The 5151-nt window shown below is 63.8% G+C and carries 5 protein-coding genes and 1 pseudogene; 2 read left to right on the top strand and 4 right to left on the bottom strand.

What is annotated here, in order from left to right:
• The 3 genes and pseudogenes from QOD90_RS28560 to QOD90_RS28550 form a co-directional block, all read right to left on the bottom strand.
• Positions 1-114 (bottom strand): annotated as a pseudogene (locus QOD90_RS28560) (ATP-dependent DNA ligase); the annotation flags it as partial.
• A 61-nt stretch (positions 115-175) separates the two neighbouring features.
• The gene (locus QOD90_RS28555) at positions 176-3061 is read right to left on the bottom strand and encodes an MMPL/RND family transporter (RefSeq protein WP_526355451.1); all 2886 of its coding nucleotides are present in this window, start codon (positions 3059-3061) and stop codon (positions 176-178) included.
• Complete coding sequence (locus QOD90_RS28550; RefSeq protein WP_526355453.1) at positions 3058-3474, bottom strand: MmpS family transport accessory protein; 417 nt, start codon at positions 3472-3474, stop codon at positions 3058-3060. Before QOD90_RS28550 ends, QOD90_RS28555 begins: the two co-directional genes overlap by 4 nt.
• 151 nt (positions 3475-3625) lie before the next feature.
• On the opposite strand from QOD90_RS28550, the gene QOD90_RS28545 reads away from it, so the two are divergent.
• Both QOD90_RS28545 and QOD90_RS28540 read left to right on the top strand, forming a co-directional pair.
• A complete protein-coding gene (locus QOD90_RS28545; RefSeq protein ID WP_526355449.1) occupies positions 3626-4279 on the top strand; it encodes a TetR/AcrR family transcriptional regulator in 654 nt (217 codons plus the stop codon).
• Positions 4280-4335: 56 nt separating this feature from the next.
• A complete protein-coding gene (locus tag QOD90_RS28540; protein ID WP_526355447.1) occupies positions 4336-4506 on the top strand; it encodes a hypothetical protein in 171 nt (56 codons plus the stop codon).
• A gap of 73 nt (positions 4507-4579) precedes the next feature.
• On the opposite strand, the gene QOD90_RS28535 is transcribed toward QOD90_RS28540, so the two are convergent.
• The gene (locus QOD90_RS28535; protein ID WP_526355445.1) at positions 4580-4963 is read right to left on the bottom strand and encodes a MerR family transcriptional regulator; all 384 of its coding nucleotides are present in this window, start codon (positions 4961-4963) and stop codon (positions 4580-4582) included.
• Positions 4964-5151 lie beyond the last annotated feature (188 nt).

The raw sequence follows: 5151 nt of genomic DNA, 5'->3' as shown, positions 1-5151 counted from the left end.
ACCGTCCCACTTCGGCTCATACGACCACACCCCGGCGTCGTCGGGCACGGTCGTCTGCGCCTTGGCCAGCATCGGCTCGATCGGTGGCTGCACGGGTAGGTCCACGGTGTCCATACTCACGTAGACCTGCGCCGGCGGGCAATGTCATCGGGCGTGTCGGTGTGGCGACCAGCCTCTAGCTCGGCACCGCCGGGGCGGGACTGGGCCAGGGGCGTGGCACCGGACGTTGACGCACCCGAAGCGGCCACCAGAACCAGCGCCCTAGCAACGCGGCCAATGACGGCGTCATGAGCGACCGCACCACCAAGGTGTCGAACAGCAAGCCCATCCCGATGGTGGTGCCGACCTGACCGATGACGATCAGGTGGCTGACCGACATGGCGGCCATCGTGAAGGCGAACACCAGGCCAGCCGAGGTGACCACGGATCCGGTGCCCGCCATCGACCGGATGATGCCCGTGTGCAGGCCGGCGTGGAACTCCTCCTTCATTCGGGAGACCAGTAGCAGGTTGTAGTCCGCGCCGACCGCGAGCAGGACGATCACCGACATCGGCAGCACCATCCAGTGCAGCGGGATGCCGATGAGGTGCTGCCACAGCAGAACCGAAAGACCAAAGGAAGTACCAAGACTCAGCACGACGGTGCCGACGATGACCGCCGCGGCAGCGATGGCTCTGGTGAGCACGACCATGATCAGGAAGATCAGGATCAGGGCGGCCACCGCTGCGATGAGCAGATCGTAGTCGGCGCCTTGCTGCATGTCCTTGAACATGGCGGCGGTGCCGCCGATGTACACCGTCGAACCCTCGAGCGGCGTGCCCTTGATGGCGTCGGCCGCGGCGATGCGTAGCGGTTCGATGTGCGAGGTGCCCTCCTCACTCAACGGGTCACCCTGATGAAAGACGGTGAACCGCACGGCATGACCGTCGGGCGACAGGAACAGTTTGATGCCCCGCTGGAAGTCGGCGGTCTGGAATGCCTCCGGCGGAAGGTAGAAGGTGTCGTCGTTGCGGGCGGCGTCGAATGCCTGGCCCATGGCCGTGGCATCCTGCTGCGTGGCCATGGTCTGATCCTGCTGCGCCTTCTGCGCCTGATACTGGTTGAGCAGGTATTGCTTCTGGTTCGTCATCGTCTGGATCATCGCCGGCATCAGCGCCGCCAACTGCGGGGTCAGATCGGCCAGGTTCTCGATGTCTGGCACCAGATCCTGGATGTCGTCGGACAACGTGCCGATGCCGTCGAGACTGTCGAAGATCGACCGCAGCGCCAAGCAGACCGGGATGTCGAAGCAGTGTGGCTCCCAGTAGAAGTAGCTGCGAAGTGGCCGGAAGAAGTCGTCGAAGTCGGCGAGGTGGTTGCGGATCTCGTTGGTGTCGGCCGAGGTGTTCTTGAACTTGTCGGCCATCCGCCGTGTGACGTCGGCCATCTGCAGGGTGATGCCCTGCATCTTGGTCATCGAGTCGATCGACACCTGCATCTCGTCGGCCTGCTTGAGCGTGTTCGCCAGGATCGTCTGCTGGTAGTCGTTGTTCATCAGTTGACCTGTGCCGCTTTGGCTCACGTTGTAGGCCAGCGTCGCGTGCTTGATCGGTTTACCGTCGGGACGGGTGATGGTCTGCACCTGGGCGATCCCGTGCACGCGGACCATTGCCTTGGCGATCTTGTCGATGACCAAGAAGTCGGCCGGGTTGCGGAGGTCGTGATCGGCCTCCACCATCACCAGTTCTGGGTTCATCTTCGCGTCTGAGAAGTGCCGGTCGGCGGCTGCCATTCCGACGTTCGCGGGCACGTCGGCGGGAAGGAAGATCCGGTCGTTGTAGGTGGTGTGATAGCCGGGCAGCGTCAGCAGGCCGACGAGGGCCAGCACGACGGCCATGACCAGCACCGCGCCGGGCCAGCGGACGGTCGCGGCGCCGACACGGCGCCAACCACGGGCCTTCCCCGTGCGTTTCGGCTCCAGTATCCGGCCGAACCGGGTGAGGAGCGTGATGAGGGCGGGCCCGAGGGTGAGTGCGGCGGCGACGACGATCGCCATGCCGATGGACAACGGGAAGCCCATGGTCTGGAAGTACGGCAGCCGGGTGAAGTGCAGGCAGAGCGTCGCGCCGGCGATGGTGAGGCCGGACGCGAGCACGACGTGCGCCGTGCCATGAAACATCGTGTAGTAGGCCGACTCTCGGTCTTCACCCGATCTTCGCGCCTCTTGGTAGCGCCCGATCAGGAAGATCGCGTAGTCGGTGTCGGCCGCGATCGCCAGCGTCACCAGCATGTTGGTCGCGAAGGTCGTCAGGCCGAAGACGCCGTGATATCCGAGGAAGGCGACGATGCCCCTGGCCGACATCAGGCCGACCACCACCATGGAGAGCGTGATCAACACCGTGACGACGGAACGGTAGACGAGCAGCAGCATGATGGTGATGACGGCGAACGTGAGGCCCTCGATCATCTTCATGCTCGCGTCGCCGACGGCGTTCTGATCCGTCGACGTCGCCGCGGGCCCGGTCACATAGGCCTTCACGCCCTGCGGCGCCGTTGTGCTGTCGACGATGCTCCGGACGGCGTCCACCGACTCGTTGGCCAGCGCCTCGCCCTGGTCACCGGCGATGTAGATCTGCACGTAAGCGGCCTTGCCGTCGACACTTTGGGCGCCGGCCGCGGTCAGGGTATCGCCCCAGAAGTCCTGGACGTGCTGAACGTGCTTGGTGTCGTCGCGCAGCTTGCGGACCATCTCGTCGTAGAACGTGTGCGCGTCCGGGCCCAGCGGTTGGGCACCTTCCAGCACGATCATCACCGAGCTGCTGGTGGTGTATTCCTTGAACACCTCGCCCACCCGCTTGGTGGCGATGAGCGAGGGTGCGTCGTTGGGGCTCATCGAAACCGCCCGCATCTTGCCGACGTCTTCTAGTTGCGGCACCACGGTATTGAGGATCGCGACGATGGCGATCCACGCCAGCACGATCGGGATGGCAAAGGTGCGGATGAACCGCGGCAGCCGGGGTCGGGCGGCGTGGCGCGCGGAAGGTATGACGTCGGTCGGGGTGTCCTCGGTCCGAGTGCTCATGCCGCCTTCACCAAGCAGTACGTCGCGGGATTCACGCCCTGGGCCGTCCTTTCGTCCTTCACCACGTCGTCAACGGTGACCCGGCAGCTGATTGATGAACCGTCGCTCTGAGCAAGGAGGTTCGGCATGACGGACGGCACGGTGGTCTGAAGCTTCAGGGACCACGGCAGGCTCACCTCGCCCGTCCGCTGCGGCAACCCATCGAGGTCGGTGTAGTTGATCTTTGCGGTGCTTCCGGTGCCGAAGACCTCGTAAGTGACGACCTTCGGGTTGAAGGAGTCCGCGGTGTCCGAACCGACGGGTGTCACCACTGCGCCGTCGGAGCCGAATACCGATCGCAGATACGAAACGCTCATCACACCAACGACGATGGCCACCACCATGAGTGCGGGGAGCCAGACGCGTTTGAGCATCACGAATACTGCGGTCACGTCTGGCCTTTCGAGGAGGCGGCAGCCGGATGGCGCCGGCGGCAGCAGATCTAGATAGGCAATCTAAGTGCGAAAGTGGATAGAGTCAATCCGGTTATGGACTTGGGTTATGCACGTCACTAAAGTGGGTCAGATGATTGACAAGGCACACCGTGGGCTGCGCAAGGACGCCGAACGCAATCGGCAACGCGTGCTCGAGGCTGCTCGTGAGTTGTTCGCAATCAGAGGAATGGAGGCAACGCTCAACGACGTAGCACAGCACGCGAAAGTGGGCGTTGGAACGGTCTACCGTCGATTCGCCACCAAGGAAGAGCTCGTCGACGCGGTCTTCGAGGACGGTATCGAGCAGATCGTGGCACTCGCGGAAACCGCTTTGCAACAGGAGGATTCGTGGGATGGCTTCGTATGGTTCGTGGAGCACCTCTGTGAACTGACCGCCACCGACCGCGGCCTGCGCGAGATGGTCTACAGCAAGGCATATGGCGGGTACCGCGTCGAATGTGCGCGGGATCGGTGCACCCCGCCGATTTCGAAAGTGGTCGAGCGGGCACGGGACGACGGCCACCTGCGACCCGACGTCGGGCCCACCGACGTGCCCATCGTTGGCCTGTTGGCAGGCACCGTGAGTGAATGGGCCGGCCACGTTGAGCCCGAACTGTGGCGTCGGTACGTGGCGATCATGCTCGACGGCATGCGTCAGCGAAGGGGTCAGGATCGTCTCGACGTTCCTGCGCTGGGGGAGGATCAGATGGACGCGGCGATGCAGGGGTGGCGTCCGGCAGATTGACAGAGCCCGCTCACCAAACTCGAACCGGCTGAGCAGGATGCCGCTGTGTTTGCCCCATGGCCGACCGCTGGCCCCTGATGGGCCGCGGCGAGGAGCTCAGCGTCATCAGCGAGACCCTCGTCGACGTGATCTGTGGCTATTTGCACATCGAACCCGAAGGCTTCGCGACCCTGCTCGACCTGGCCCGAAGAAAACTGAACACGGCGCTCAGCAATCCGCCGACCTGATTAGCCCGGGACGAGATAATGCCGCCTGCGATCTGGTTCGGGGACGTCGCCTCGGGGGTGTCCTCACTGCTCGTCATGAGCGCCTCCCCTCTCTTGCGTGATTCCTGCGAGCGGGGCCGTTCTGTGCTTCTGCCCGGCGCTGGGCCGACGCCAGTCGGACGTTGTCGGATTCCAGTGCGGTTTTGTCGAATTCGAGCTGGGTGTTGCGGTCCTGCAGCTCCAGGATCTGGCCGATGCCGGCCACGTTGACCCCGGCGGCAAGCAGGTCGGTGATGCGCTGGAGGCGTACTAGGTCGTCGTCGCTGTAGCGGCGGGTGCCGCCTGCGGTGCGGGCGGGGGTAAGCAGACCTCGCTCCTCATAGAGCCGCAGGGACTGCTGCCCGACGCCTGACAACTCCGCAGCCACCGAGATGCCGTACACCCCGCGCCCCGATCGGGCTGCCGAATCCTCGCTCACCAATTGGTCCCATTCCTCGACGACTTTCTTCGCAAATCCTCTTGCCACAACCTACCATCGGTGTTATAGATAAATCTATGCCAGACAACACAGATGATCTGGTATTGAGCACAGGAGGTGGAGATGATGTTGATGCGTACCGACCCATTCCGTGATCTCGACCGATGGACCCAGCATGTGCTGGGCAC

It is taken from the genome of Mycobacterium sp. (genome assembly GCF_032161845.1).
Classification (GTDB): Bacteria; Actinomycetota; Actinomycetes; order Mycobacteriales; family Mycobacteriaceae; genus Mycobacterium.
Note: the sequence above shows the minus strand (reverse complement) of the source record. Positions and strands in the feature narration are given on the sequence as shown.

What these genes read in the sequence shown, in the direction of transcription:
- QOD90_RS28545 (WP_526355449.1), top strand. Translation starts at nt 3,626, where the DNA reads ATGATTGACAAGGCACACCGTGGGCTGCGCAAGGACGCCGAACGCAAT.
- QOD90_RS28550 (WP_526355453.1), bottom strand. Translation starts at nt 3,474, where the DNA reads ATGCTCAAACGCGTCTGGCTCCCCGCACTCATGGTGGTGGCCATCGTC.
- QOD90_RS28555 (WP_526355451.1), bottom strand. Translation starts at nt 3,061, where the DNA reads ATGAGCACTCGGACCGAGGACACCCCGACCGACGTCATACCTTCCGCG.
- QOD90_RS28540 (WP_526355447.1), top strand. Translation starts at nt 4,336, where the DNA reads ATGGCCGACCGCTGGCCCCTGATGGGCCGCGGCGAGGAGCTCAGCGTC.